The 13,035-nt window shown below is 57.9% G+C and carries 10 protein-coding genes; 4 read left to right on the forward strand and 6 right to left on the reverse strand.

Annotated elements, in window-relative coordinates:
* The first annotated feature begins 116 nt into the window (after nucleotides 1-116).
* Nucleotides 117-599 carry a carbonic anhydrase gene (locus FYJ43_RS05925; protein WP_154562872.1) on the forward strand — a complete coding sequence of 161 codons (483 nt, stop codon included), beginning with the start codon at nucleotides 117-119 and terminating at the stop codon, nucleotides 597-599.
* On the opposite strand, the gene FYJ43_RS05930 is transcribed toward FYJ43_RS05925, so the two are convergent.
* The 3 genes from FYJ43_RS05930 to FYJ43_RS05940 form a co-directional block, all read right to left on the reverse strand.
* The gene (locus FYJ43_RS05930) at nucleotides 596-1,939 is read right to left on the reverse strand and encodes an MFS transporter (RefSeq protein WP_154562874.1); all 1,344 of its coding nucleotides are present in this window, start codon (nucleotides 1,937-1,939) and stop codon (nucleotides 596-598) included. The genes FYJ43_RS05925 and FYJ43_RS05930 overlap by 4 nt on opposite strands.
* A 47-nt stretch (nucleotides 1,940-1,986) precedes the next feature.
* Nucleotides 1,987-3,306 (reverse strand): anaerobic C4-dicarboxylate transporter family protein, encoded by a 1,320-nt coding sequence (locus FYJ43_RS05935; RefSeq protein ID WP_154562876.1) that lies wholly within the window; start codon nucleotides 3,304-3,306, stop codon nucleotides 1,987-1,989.
* 302 nt (nucleotides 3,307-3,608) lie between these two features.
* The gene (locus FYJ43_RS05940) at nucleotides 3,609-5,768 is read right to left on the reverse strand and encodes a DNA gyrase/topoisomerase IV subunit B (RefSeq protein ID WP_154563433.1); all 2,160 of its coding nucleotides are present in this window, start codon (nucleotides 5,766-5,768) and stop codon (nucleotides 3,609-3,611) included.
* A gap of 130 nt (nucleotides 5,769-5,898) precedes the next feature.
* Between FYJ43_RS05940 and FYJ43_RS05945 the strand changes: the two genes are divergently transcribed.
* A complete protein-coding gene (locus FYJ43_RS05945; protein WP_154562878.1) occupies nucleotides 5,899-6,129 on the forward strand; it encodes a DUF7455 domain-containing protein in 231 nt (76 codons plus the stop codon).
* Between the two features lie 93 nt (nucleotides 6,130-6,222).
* On the opposite strand, the gene FYJ43_RS05950 is transcribed toward FYJ43_RS05945, so the two are convergent.
* Nucleotides 6,223-6,804, reverse strand: a complete 582-nt coding sequence (locus FYJ43_RS05950; RefSeq protein ID WP_154562880.1) for a GNAT family N-acetyltransferase — start codon at nucleotides 6,802-6,804, stop codon at nucleotides 6,223-6,225.
* A gap of 60 nt (nucleotides 6,805-6,864) precedes the next feature.
* On the opposite strand from FYJ43_RS05950, the gene FYJ43_RS05955 reads away from it, so the two are divergent.
* Nucleotides 6,865-8,034 (forward strand): alpha/beta hydrolase, encoded by a 1,170-nt coding sequence (locus FYJ43_RS05955; protein ID WP_229771635.1) that lies wholly within the window; start codon nucleotides 6,865-6,867, stop codon nucleotides 8,032-8,034.
* On the opposite strand, the gene FYJ43_RS05960 is transcribed toward FYJ43_RS05955, so the two are convergent.
* Nucleotides 7,978-8,586: a TetR/AcrR family transcriptional regulator gene (locus tag FYJ43_RS05960; RefSeq protein WP_154562884.1), complete on the reverse strand. Its 609-nt coding sequence runs from the start codon at nucleotides 8,584-8,586 to the stop codon at nucleotides 7,978-7,980. The genes FYJ43_RS05955 and FYJ43_RS05960 overlap by 57 nt on opposite strands.
* Before the next feature lie 100 nt (nucleotides 8,587-8,686).
* On the opposite strand from FYJ43_RS05960, the gene FYJ43_RS05965 reads away from it, so the two are divergent.
* Nucleotides 8,687-11,251 carry a glycoside hydrolase family 2 protein gene (locus tag FYJ43_RS05965; RefSeq protein ID WP_154562886.1) on the forward strand — a complete coding sequence of 855 codons (2,565 nt, stop codon included), beginning with the start codon at nucleotides 8,687-8,689 and terminating at the stop codon, nucleotides 11,249-11,251.
* Nucleotides 11,252-11,319: 68 nt separating this feature from the next.
* Here the strand turns inward: FYJ43_RS05965 and FYJ43_RS05970 are convergent, their stop codons facing one another.
* A complete protein-coding gene (locus FYJ43_RS05970) occupies nucleotides 11,320-12,834 on the reverse strand; it encodes an RNA polymerase sigma factor (protein WP_154562887.1) in 1,515 nt (504 codons plus the stop codon).
* Nucleotides 12,835-13,035 lie beyond the last annotated feature (201 nt).

The raw sequence follows: 13,035 nt of genomic DNA on the forward strand, positions 1-13,035 counted from the left end.
CGTCGACGATGTCTAGCTCAGGTATTGACCGGTGCGCCAACGAGACAGATGCAAGGATTGCTGGCCGCGGTTTCCAGGACAGTGCCGCATATTTGATGGCCCGTTAGACTGCCGCCATGTTCGATGATCTGCTGGCGGGTAACGCTCGTTACGCCGAGTCCTTTGATCTGGCTGATATGCCTGGGCAGGCCGCCCAACGAGTCGGCATTGTCTGCTGCATGGATGCGCGGCTAGATCCTTTGGCCATCTTTGACCTCAAGGTCGGGGATGCCAAAATCTTGCGGACTCCTGGCGGACGTCTGACCCCCGATACCCGAATCGGGCTGATTATCGGATCCCATGTACTCGGCATCGACCGGATTGTCATGCTAGCCCACACCAAGTGTGCCATGGCTAGTGGTGATGACGCTTCAGTGGTCGAGAAGATACGCCGCGCTGATGGTACGGACCTTGCCGGTATGAGAATCGGCTCAACTCCCGATCAGATAGCCGGATTACGCTACGACGTCAATAGTTTGCGCTCAGATCCTCTGGTCGCAGCTGACGTCTGCGGAATGGTCTACGACGTCACCACTGGGCGCGTTGAGCTCGACGATTAGTCCGCGTGGGCCTGGCTGTGGATCTCAGCGGTGTTGACCGGAATCATGGCAGCCAACCCCACCAGCAATACCACGACGATGCCCATGATTCCCCAATACTGGTTGTTATCACCTCCGGTAACGTTATGGCCTGCCGTCACGAAGAAGCCAAAGAGCGCCGGAGCCAGGAACGAGACGGCCTTGCCAGTGGTCGCGTAGAGACCGAAGACCTCTCCCTGGTATCCAGGCGGGCAAATCTGGGTAAGAAGACTTCGCGACGCGGACTGGGCTGGTCCGACAAAGCCGCACATGACAAGGCCGAGCACCCAAAACACCATGGCGGAGCCGTTATGGCCGATAAAAACGCCAATACCACACGCTGATAGCACGATCAGCGAGAAGATAATGAGCCGTTTCGGACCGATGCGGTCATCGATGCGTCCCAGCAGCATTGTGGAGATGCCGGCCACGAGATTGGCCACAATGCCAAAGACGAGCACATCTGACGCGCTGAATCCAAAGGTTTGCCGAGCTATTGGCCCGCCAAACTGAAAGACGCCATTGAGGCCGTCTCGAAAGAATGCGGATGCGATGAGGAAAATAATGGTGTTACGGCTGACATGCCAGATCCGTACCACACTGCGCCATAACTGTGCGTAGGCATGCCCCAATGCTCGAAACCCCCGGAGCTTAGTCTCTGACTCGTCGGCTCGTCGTGGCGTGTCGTGCAGGATGAGGAAGGTAGGCAGGGTCAACACCAAGATCCATACCGCGCAAAACAGCATGGACACACGAATGTTCATGCCGTCATGGCTTGTTACCCCAAGCCAACCCACCGTTGGTTTGATCCAGGCGACATAAATGACGAGTAAGGCAATGATTCCGCCCAGATAGCCCATCCCCCACCCGAAGCCAGAAATCTGTCCAACTTTGCCAGACTGTGCAACGTCGTCAAGCATGCCGTTATACAAGGAACTTCCGACGTCAGAGACAATCGTCCCAACGCCCAACAGCACCAGTCCGAAGACGAGATAGGACGGATGTGGCTTGACGAAAAACAGCAACCCTGACATCACTACCAAGCCCCAGGTAAGCCACTTCAGAGCCGTCACTTGCCGACCCCGCCGACCTGCCCACTGCCCGACAACAGGTGCCAGCAGAGCAATAGCTAGGCCCGCCAAACTCATGGTCCATGACAACGCGGTGACGGTACTGTCCTTAGGTCCAAAAGCGTCACCGACGATGTAGACGGCGAAGACGAAGGTGGTAATGACTGAGGCGAAGGGCTGAGTGCCCGGATCCCACATGGCCCAAGCAAAGACTCGCTTGCGTTGATCTGCCGCAACATCGGTGTGGCTCATGGCTGCTGAGTCTACCGAGGTCAGGCCACATGCATTCGACCCTCGAATCATCCCAGTACGATCGGGGCCCAGACAGCCCCTAACAGGATGGTCACCGCAATAGATATCGTGCCAGGAAGGACGAAGGGGTGGTCAAAAACGACGCGTCCGACTCGTGTTGATCCGGTGTCATCCATCTCCATAGCTGCAACCGTGGTGGGGTAGTTCGGCAACAAGTAGTAGTTGGCCACGGCTGGATAGCAGGCCAGCATTACCACTGGGGAAAGGCCAATCTTGGCCACCACTGGCATGAAGGCGACGGTCGTCGCAGCGTGGGAGAACATCAGTGGTGCAGCAAGGTACAGGATCACCGAGAGGAACCACGGAGCCGAGTGAAGGATTGAAGCCCCAGCGTGAGTGAGAACATCCATATAGTTATTGACGAACATATTGCCCAGCCATGCCAGCCCTAAGATGCACATTGCTGCAGACATCCCGGCCCGAAAAGTCGCCTGGGTAGTGAGTTGTTTGACGTCCTCACGTGATATCACGCAGACGATCATCGCCGTCGCCAACATAATGAGCATGATCGCCGCCGACGACGTCATAGGCGGCTGAGTGAGCACACCGATCTCTTCTGAGGAGCCGGCAGCGTAACTGACCACCGCGATCAGGGCGACAAGGAAGGCAATGAGGCTAGGGATGGCCGCCTTCTTCGGTTTCCAGCTGGAATCGCTGATAGCAGCGTTGTGACTCACCAGACCCTTGGCCTCGCGTTCCTGATAGATCGGATCATCGACGAGGTCCTTGCCTTGACGCGATGCCACGACTGCACCAACGGCACACCCGATGAAGGTCGTCGGAATCGTCACCGCGAGGATTTTGAGGTAGCCCACTCCTAACGGTTCTAGGACTCCAACCAAGGCCAAGGTCGCTGCCGAGATCGGCGAGGACGCGACCGCGACTTGGGACGCCACGACAGCGATAGAAAGCGGTCTTGACGGCCGAATTTTATGCTCTTTAGCTACCTCCACAATGACAGGAAGCACTGAATAGGCGGTATGTCCCGTGCCACACAGCAGGGAAAGGAGGAAAGTCGCCAGCGGCGCAAGGTAGTTGATCTGGTTGGGATGCCTACGCAACATGACCTCGGTCAGATGCACGAGATAGTCCATGCCACCCGCAAGTTGGAGGGCAGCTATGGCACAGATCACGGTCATGATGATGCCGATAACTGTCCAGGGAATATCCTCAGCCATCTTCGTGTGCAAACCAGTAGCGGCGAGGACGAGACATCCCGCCCCGCCCGCGAGTCCGACGCCGACCCCGCCAAGGCGCGATCCGAGAATAATAAAGATGATCGCCACGGCCAAGTGGAACCAGATCATCGTTGCGACCTCCTCGCGGAGGATCCCCCGGACGCGTTTTCCGTGTCGTTACGTTCGGATTGTCGTATCTGATACGCCATGCCAGTTCCTATCCACTCAGGGCCATGACATCTCTGCCATGTCATCTCACAGAGAACCTCAGTGGAATGCATTCTGTCACTACACAGGTTCAGTGTAATTTTTCATACACACCTTGTAGGAGCGAACACTTGTGCACTTAACAATTCAGGTAAGGCCTAGACACTCAGTACGCCCATCTCACCCCGGTCCTGGGCAGCGCCGCGAATTATCGAAAGCTCATTTCAGGCGTCGATCTGTTCAGCGTCAAGACGGTAAGCCCCCTCGACAATGAATTGCTTACGCGGCGCGACCTCATTGCCCATGAGAATCTCGAAAGTGGTTTCAGCCTCCGCAGCATCATCAACGGTGATACGACGTAAAGTGCGGTGGCGCGGGTCCATGGTGGTCTCTTTGAGCTGAGACGCATCCATCTCGCCAAGGCCCTTGTACCGCTGTGGCTCTTTAAACCGCACTCCTTTCTTTGTGAGCTGGGCGGCCGTGCGCTGGTACTCGGCATCGGTGTAGGTGTAAAGGTACTTCTCCATGCCCCGTTTAGGATTGATGAGTTCAAATCGATGCAACGGCGGGACCGCCGAGAACACCCGTCCGGCCTCCACCATCGGGCGCATATACCGGAAGAAAAGGGTGGCTAACAGACAGCGAATGTGGGCACCGTCGGAATCAGCATCGGCCATAAAAATGACTTTTCCATAACGGGCCTGATCAACGTCAAAGGTCTTACCTGACCCAGCGCCAACAACCTGGATAATCGAAGCGCACTCGACATTTTTAAGCATGGCACCTAAATCGGCCTTCTGCACATTGAGAATTTTGCCGCGGATCGGCAGGAGAGCCTGGTGCTCGGAATTACGGGCCACATTCGCCGTTCCAAGGGCAGAATCGCCCTCGACGATGAACAGCTCGGTGACGTCCGGATCGGAGGACCGACAATCCTTGAGTTTGGGCGGTAAGTGAGAGGACTCCAGAGCGTTCTTACGACGCTGGTTTTCCTTGTGTGCCCGGGCAGCCACACGGGTCCGAGAGGCATTGACGACTTTCTCCATGAGAGTGCGAGCCACCAATTTGTCAGCCGCTTTAGCCGAGGTGAGGAGCGCAGTCATCTTCTCTTCGACGATACGCGCCACGAGGCGCCGAACCGGCGGGGTACCCAAGACTTCCTTGGTCTGCCCCTCAAATTGTGGCTCTGCCAGACTCACCGTCACCACGGCTGTCAGCCCCTCAAGAACGTCATCCTTGACGATTTCCTCAGAGGATTTGAGGATGCGCGTCCCCTCCAATCCAGCGTTGAACGCCCGCAGTAGGCCTTGCTCGAATCCTTGGACGTGAGTGCCGCCTTTAGGAGTAGCGATGATGTTGACGAAGGACCGCACAGTAGTGTCGTAACCGGTGCCCCAGCGCAAGGCAATGTCAACCCGGAGGTCCCGGTCGACGTCGGTCGGCGTCATGCCACCGTTCTCGTCAAGCATCGGAACAGTCTCCGTAAATGACGCCTCCCCCTGCAATCTCATGACGTCGTTGACGGGCTCGTCAGTGGCAAGATATTCCGCGAATTCGGAGATGCCACCGTCGAAACGCATCGTCTCCGAGACTGTCTCCAGCACATCTGCGGTCTCCGGATCGGTTTGAACGCCCCTCTCGTCAGTAATAACAATCTCCAAACCTGGGACGAGGAAAGCCGTCTGACGGGCACGGTCGGCAAGCTTGGACCACGACAGCGTGGCATCAGGAAGAAAGATCTGACGATCGGGCCAGTACCGAACACGTGTGCCGGTAGCGCCGCGCTTAGCCTTACCTATCTTGCGTACCCCCGATTCGGCAGTGAAGGGGGCGTCAGGGCCCTCCCCATCGAAGATCCCAGGAACGCCACGCCGAAAGCTCATCCCCCACACCGTGGACTTACGATCTACCTCGACGTCTAGGCGTGCCGAGACAGCGTTGACAACCGAGGCACCGACACCGTGCAGACCGCCCGAGACGTTGTACGCTCCACCGCCGAACTTTCCGCCAGCGTGCAGCTTGGTGTACACCACCTCGACACCGCTAAGCCCGGTACGCGGCTCAATATCGACAGGAATACCACGGCCCTCATCAGTAACGAGAATCGACCCGGCCTTTTCTAAAGTAACGGTGATGCGGTGTCCATAACCAGCAAGCGCCTCATCGACACCGTTATCGAAGATCTCCCAGAGGCAGTGCATAAGACCACGGGTATCGGTCGACCCAATGTACATAGCAGGACGCTTACGTACCGCCTCGAGCCCCTCCAACACCAGCAAATTCTTGGCGCCGTATTCCCGGCTCGTCGACGCTGTACGCAGCGTAGCGCCCTTGCCGCTCACCGTGTCCGAGGAACCAGCTGATGGCGTCGAGATATTGTCCATGGTCACGGCGACAGCCTATCGACAGCCGACGACAAAGAATCGTGTCACCATGCTCGCCCCCAGCCATCCATCTTTTGATACAGGTGGGAACAATCCGACGATAACGTAGGTTGTCTCATACGGTGACCCGATGATTCAGATGGAGGAGGTTGTCATGAGCACCACTACGATCGAACACCAAACCCTCACTACTGCGGACCGTTGTGATCGTTGCGGCGCACAAGCCTATGTGCGTATCACGCTGCGAAACGGTGGCGAGCTCCTCTTCTGCGCGCACCATGCCCGGGCCCACGAGGATAAACTCAAGCAGGTTGCCCTGCATATTCAGGATGACACCACCAAGCTGTCATCCCGGTTGTGAGGGCGGTCGTCGGTGAGGCCAGCGCGAAAACATGCTGGCACACCGACGGCCGCAAAGGCCGCTGATCAGCCGCTAGCCGCAACCCGAGCCGCATCATTGTGACTCGATCGCGTCCTCACGAATTAACCGTTGCAGCTCCACCCCTCCGAGGGAATCATCGACGGCACCATCGGTGTCGTCGATGCGGAACCCATGGCGCTGGTAAAAAGAGATGGCACGAGCGTTATCGGCAAAAACCCATACATAAGCTGGTCGACGCCCGATGCATGCATCAAGGAGATCGTCGGACGCTCCACAGGTACGCGCCTCTGGCAGCACGTGAAGGGTTGCGATCTCCCACGGCGTAGGAGCATCTGGACTCGTGGAAACTCGGGCCATGGCGACTCCCACAGTCCTCATATCTAGGCGATCAACAAGTATCTTGAAGATTGCGCCTCCGTCCATGAAGGTGTTCCACTGCTCGATAGTGGTGTGGACGATTCCGGGCCCAGTAACCTCAGTAAGGATGTCATGAGGGATCACCCCCTGACCGATCTCTCGGAAGCACACTGCCTGGACGGCCGCAGCCTCAGGAAGGTCTTCGTGACGGGCATCTTTAACGACGAAACGACCAGGAGCGGTAGCCGGGTCGTGCATCGGCCGTGACGACGTGTCGACGCTGACTGACGTATCCATGACATGATCCTACCGGTCACCGGCCTACCATAGGCTCGCTTCGATCCAGTCCGACAAAGCATGTGCTACCGGGCGCCTCGGCGTGAGTACCGTGGATGCATGGCAGACACGACGTCACCTCGGCTACGAATCGCTGCTGGCATCGTCGGCTCGGTGCTGGCCCTACCTGTACTGGCATGGTCAATAGCCGCAATCCTCCCTTCGCACACAGCATTCACGTTCGTATCCTCTGTGCTTCTAGGCTCGCTCGCCGTACCAGCCCTCGTCATTATTGCTATTGCCCTTCTCCTTGGCTTTTTCAGTCTGGGAGCGCTGCGAACCGTAACTGTCGTCATGTCGGTGATGGCTCTCATCGTCCCGATGGCCGCCACTGCGACAACATCATGGGTCACCGATCGAGCTGGCGGAAGCATTAATGCTTTTTCTGCCATCGCTGTCACGTCAATGTCCGACAGCCCCGACGAGATAATCCGATACGGATCTGGTACTGACGAAACTGCACAGATTTATCGACCCAAGAGCGCTCATGCGCATGTTTTGGTGGACATCCACGGTGGAGGGTGGAATACCGACGCCACTATGCCAGCCACTTTACGGTGGTTCGCCGACCACGGCTGGTTAGTTATTCGCCCCTCATATACCTTGGCCTCACAAGGGCACCCCACCTGGAATGTCGCCCCACAACAGATTGCGTGCGCTTGGGCCTGGAGCGTCACCCACGTGAAAGAACTCGGTGGCGACCCGTCTCACATGGCCATGATGGGAGACTCCGCAGGCGGTGGAATGGCCATTAACCTTGCCTACGGTGCCGCCAGCGGCAAGTTAACGAGTGCTTGCGGACCAATGCGGACGCCGCAAGCAGTCCTTGCCCTCTACCCGACGGTGGACGTCAGTGCCGTCGAGTCGGTCACAACGCTGGGAGCAGGCAATGCCGCAAAGATGTATATCGGCGGTACACCTCAGCAATTTCCAGATCGTTATCGCAGCGTTAACAGTTCAACGTGGATCACTCCTCAGGCGCCACCGACAATGGTGATTCAGGGACAGAACGACACCTTCGTCCCACCACACAGTGTGCGGACATTCGTCGATGCCGCCCGCCGGGATGGAGTCGAGGTCGATCACGTGCAGTTACCGATGCTCAATCACGCCTTCGATTCCCAGGCACGCAACTCACTGGGATTCCAAGTCGTCACTAGCCTTGGGCAACGTTTCCTTACTCACAACTGAACGGGTAGTCAATACCCGAGCCAACGCCTCAAGGTCACCGACAATATCGGTGTCCGGGTTCTGGATCCACCGCATCTGTAACCCCTCAGCCGCGGCAACCGCCAACCTGATCGCCTGCTCATCATCGATTTGAAGTGCCGTCTTGACGACTTCATGGACCCTCTGACGATGCCGCTCCATAAAGGCATGGGCCGGGTGATGGGGATCGGAAGCAGCCACGCTCATGTCGACAAAGAGCTTGGTTAGGCCCGGAGTACGAGTCGTTTCTGTCAGATATGCCCACACATGGTCGGGGTCGCTCAGCACACCATCATCGACTGCATGGACATCGCGCGCTTCAAGAATCGCTACGAACAATTCGTTCATCGACCCAAAGTAGTGAAGAACGCCAGCCTCTGTGAGACCAACGTCGGCAGCGATAGCCGCGAGCGTGGGCCTCTCCCCCGAGCTTTCGCCATAAAGTCGCAACGCGGCGTCGAGAATCTCAGCCCGTCGAGCAACCCCCTTAGCGTACGGTCCGCGTCGGGAGAGGCTCTTCGTCGTCACTGCCATGACCACAACTCTAGAGGAAGACCCCAGAGCACTCATCCTTCCCATTCACAAATACTAAACTGTGCTAGGTTTTAGATGTGCCTTAGCCCCAGGAGACCTCATGAGTGCCCTATTCCACCTCACCTCCAGCGATCCACGTGTCACCGATCCTGTCGAATTGGACAGGGGTGCGCCCGAATGGATTGACGCAGTGGTGCCAGGCGGGGTGCATGAGAGTCTGATAGCAGCTGGGATCATCGACCATCCATACTCAGCAGATCATGAGAAGGACTGTCGATGGGTCGAAGATCGTGCCTGGTGGTATCGCGGGACGCTGCCCATCCCCGCAGGTGATGATCCACTCATCTTGACTTTGACCGGCGTCGACACCGTCGCAGACATATGGGTCAACGGTCACCATGTCGGTCGTCACGCCAGTCAGTACCGACCTTTCCAGGCCACGCTCGCACCTCTGGACGCCGATGAAGCCGAGGTACTCATTCGCTTCGCGCCGCCACTCGATGGCCTATCCGAGCCGCCAGCCACCAGAGCAATGGTGAATGCGGTCAGCGAGGTCCTCAATGCGGCCGCCCCCAAAGATATGGACGCCGAATCCAGCGCTGGAATTCTTAGTCTCAATCTGGCCGCGACCAGGCGCCGCAAAGGCATGTTTTCATGGGGCTGGGATTTTGCTCCCCGCGTACCATCTATCGGCCTGACTGGTTCGGCGGAATTAACCCGCCGTTCGCCCGTCGAGGTGAGCTATCGCGTCGACACCATGTCCATCAATGACGACTGTGCCAACGTCAATGTCGTGGTATCAACCGTCCATCACAGCGGACCCGCGCCCATTGACGTTACTGCCACTTTGACGTCGCCAGATGGTGATCAGGTCAGTGGCCGTGCTCGGCTGAGAAGTGGTTCGGCCATCGTCGAACTTCAGGTGGATGATCCGCACCTGTGGTGGACCCATGACCTCGGTGAGCCTTCGCTGTATCGGGTCGACGTCACGGTGCGTGACGAGGATGCCAACATCATTGCTTCTGATTCCGGGATGGCAGGTATCCGCACAATTACAGTGGACCATTCGCCCGACGATCCTGAGGACGGCCAGCCTGCCCGTCATTTTCGGTTCATCCTCAATGGACTGCCCATCTTCGCGCGCGGCGCCAACCTGGTTCCACAGTCGATGCTCGTGGGATCAGTGACTGCCCAGCAGGATCGCGACCTCGTGCGAGCCTGCCGCGATGCCAATATGACGATGGTGCGCGTCTGGGGCGGAGGGATCTATGCCTCCGATGCTTTCATGACAGCTTGCGACGAGTACGGCATCCTCGTGTGGCACGACTTCATGTATGCCTGCATCGACTATCCCGGCGACGATGAGGCATTCATGACCGAGGTCCGTATCGAGGCTGACTATGAAACCCGCCGTCTCGCACATCACCCGAGCCTGGCGCTGTGGGCGGGAGGCAATGAGGTACACGCGATGCATCAAGCAGTATGGAACAGCCTCGCCCCCGGCTCATGGGGGACTGAGATCTTCGACAGCATCTTGCCGCAGGCGGTTCGCCGCAACAGCCCTACTGTCGACTATTGGCCCAATAGTCCGGCCACCGACGCCGATACCGACCCTCGCGTCAACGGCACCAGAGCCGGTGATCGTCATGCCTGGGAGGTGTGGCATGGTGCCGACGTCGGAGCCGGGACGCACGAGAATTACTCCAGTCCCGCCGAAGCCATGCACTTTCACCGCTACCGACACGACACCGGTCGATTCATTAGCGAGTTCGGCATACACGCCAGCGCTGACCTGCCCACACTCCGGCGATGGCTCGGAGCAGATCACCTCAGCCTTGACGATCCCGTCCTCGTTGCCCGCAATAAGGACACCCCAAGGGCGAAAGGTATGGCCCTCATTGAATACGAGATAGGCAAACCGACGTCGCTTCAGTCGTATGTCACCTATAGCCAAGTGCTCCAGGCAGAGGGACTCAAATTCGGTATTGAGCATTATCGACGCCGCTGGCCCCACTGCGCCGGCACCCTAATATGGCAGCTTAATGAACCCTGGCCAGGGATGACATGGTCCCTGCTTGACCACGACCTTGGTGCCAAGCCGGGCTACTACGCCGCCGCCCGCGCCTTTACGCCGGCATTGGCCGCTCTGCGCCTGACCGATGATTCACTGGAGTTATGGGTCTCCAATGCGCGGCCCACTCGCGTTACCGATACCGTGACGGTCACGATTGAGGGATTCGACGGCACCGTTGACCAGACGTATCACGTTGAGGTAACCGTGCCTGGATCAACGTCCCAACTGGTGTGGTCAGTACCGCGCACTGACGTCCCCGTCGATGCCAGCCACTACGTCTGGGTCGAAGGATCAGATCTGCCCGCTAACCGGCTCTTTCTGACGCGCATCGGCGACCTCACCTTGCCCGAGACGAGTCTCGACGTCACGGTAGACGCGATAGGACCAACGACGGCCACAGTGACGGTCGCGGCGACAACCTTCGCCTACTTTGTCCGAGTTCTGACGCCGTGGCCTGGTGTACGACCCGACGTCTCGGCATTCGATCTGCGACCTGGGACAAAGGCCGTCGTTAGTGTCAATGGCCTTCCTCAAGGGTTCAATCCCGCCGAGATCACGGTTCACCATTTCCTCGATGACGTGGACAGGTAGCCTCTCAACAACGTAGGAATGAGGGGGCGCCCAGGTGGGCACCCCCTCATCACTGAACTTGTGGATCCTCAATCAAGGTAGTCGCGCAGCACCTGAGAGCGGCTTGGGTGACGCAATTTCGACATCGTCTTGGATTCGATCTGACGGATGCGTTCCCTCGTGACACCGTAAACCTTGCCGATCTCGTCGAGGGTCTTCGGCTGCCCGTCAGTCAGGCCGAATCGCATTGAAACGACGCCAGCCTCGCGCTCAGACAAGGTATCAAGAACATCGTGCAGTTGTTCCTGAAGCAGGGTGAAGTTAACGGCATCCGCCGGGACGATCGCCTCGGAGTCCTCAATAAGATCGCCAAACTCAGAGTCGCCGTCCTCACCCAACGGAGTATGCAAGGAAATCGGCTCACGGCCATATTTCTGCACCTCAATGACCTTCTCGGCGGTCATATCGAGCTCGTTTGCCAGCTCCTCCGGGGTGGGCTCGCGACCCAGATCCTGGAGCATCTGCCGTTGCACACGAGCCAGCTTGTTAATGACCTCGACCATGTGCACGGGAATACGAATAGTGCGAGCCTGATCGGCCATAGCACGGGTAATAGCCTGCTTGATCCACCACGTCGCGTACGTGGAGAATTTGTAGCCTTTGGTGTAGTCGAACTTCTCGACGGCACGGATGAGGCCAAGGTTGCCCTCCTGGATCAGGTCAAGGAAGAGCATGCCGCGACCGGTGTAACGCTTAGCCAAGGAGACGACCAGCCGGAGGTTAGCCTCCAGGAGATGATTCTTTGCTACCTTGCCGTCCTCGGCAATCCACTCGTAATCCTCGCGGTCTTCCTCCGCGATTTTGGCGTCCGGATCGGCCAATTGCTCACCCGCGAATAGGCCGGCCTCAATACGTTTAGCGAGGTCAACCTCCTCGACGGCATTCAACAGAGCGACTTTGCCGATCTGCTTGAGGTAATCCTTGACAGGATCAGCAGTAGCACCGGCAACCATAACGGTTTGCTCGGGCTCGTCGGCATCGTCGTTATCAGACAAGGAAAACGCCTCGGTCTCCTTGTTGATCTGCTGCTCGTCCTTAGCGGCCTCGGCCGGGTCATAGTCACGCTCGTCGACGTCATCAAGGGAGCGCTTCTTGCCACCAATAGTGAGCACAACGTCGTCGCCATCGCGCTCCACCGTCACATCGACCTCACCGGATGCCGCTTGGGCGATAGTCGTTTCCTTCTTCGCCTTGGAGGTCCGTTTCTTCGTCGTCGACTTTGTGACGCGACCAGACGATGCCGTCCCGGTAGACGTCGCACCCGACGATTTCACCGCTGTCTTAGTGGACTCTGCCTTCGTGCCAGAGGCCTTCGTCGTAGCCTTGGCTCGAGAAGATTTAACCGTGGACGTCTTAGCCGCACCAGTGGACTTCTTAGTCGACGATTTGCTCGTTTTTGTGGTGGTCTTCTTGGCCCGACCTGTTGTACCGGCCTTGGCAGAGGTGGAACGTGTGCTCTTCCTCGTGGTGGCTGTCTTCGCCTCCTCGTCGGCAGCGATGTTTTCAGTGCTGGACGTGGTGGTCGACACGGGTATCCTCTCCAAGGACTGACCAGTCCTTCAGTGCTGTCCCCTCCAAAATGGGTCCGAACCGGTCAGCGCATCACTAACCACGGAACCCAAGGGCATAAAACGCCCGGGAGGCGTCAAGGCCCTGCATTTATTGTGGCATCATCCGTCCGTTGACACAAACACCCCCGTCTTGCCACAGGTCGGGGACGTCGAGCGCACAGGTACGACCGCGGT

Origin of the sequence: Cutibacterium porci (assembly GCF_009696315.1) — a bacterium.
GTDB lineage: Bacteria > Actinomycetota > Actinomycetes > Propionibacteriales > Propionibacteriaceae > Cutibacterium > Cutibacterium porci.